Consider the following 457-nt stretch of genomic DNA (forward strand, 5'->3'; position numbering starts at 1 on the left):
CGGCAGGCGCTCGGGGGCGAGCCCGTGACGCTCCGGGAAGGAACGGACAGAAACGAGTTCCGCGACCCGGGATACGTCAGATACGACGGAGAAATTTATCAAACGACCATTATGATCCCGTGAGGCCGCCCGAGCGGTCAGTTCGACGGGCGAACTATAGAGAGTACGTATGCGAACCCGTTACTCGGCACCGAGTTCATCATCGGGCTTTTTTATCAGTCACTCGTAGGCGACGCCATGAGAAACGCAAAAATCGTCTGTACCCTCGGTCCGGCATCGTTCGACCGGGAGACGATTCGTGATCTCGCGGACGCCGGGATGAGCGTTGCCCGGATGAACGCGAGCCACGGAAACGTCGAACACCGGTCTGAGGTCATCGATAGCATCCGCGCCGTCGACGACGCGACCAATGAACCGCTCGCGGCCATGCTCGACCTGCAAGGCCCCGAAGTACGTA

General features: G+C 60.0%; 1 protein-coding gene. It reads left to right on the top strand.

Annotation, left to right across the window (positions count from 1 at the left end; genetic code table 11):
- Positions 1–237: 237 nt before the first annotated feature.
- Positions 238–457, top strand: a 220-nt coding sequence (locus tag DVK06_RS17695; RefSeq protein ID WP_233561816.1) for a pyruvate kinase, incomplete at its 3' end; no start/stop codon positions are given.

Origin of the sequence: Halorubrum sp. Atlit-28R, from assembly GCF_003665955.1 — an archaeon.
In the GTDB taxonomy this organism is placed as follows: domain Archaea; phylum Halobacteriota; class Halobacteria; order Halobacteriales; family Haloferacaceae; genus Halorubrum; species Halorubrum tropicale.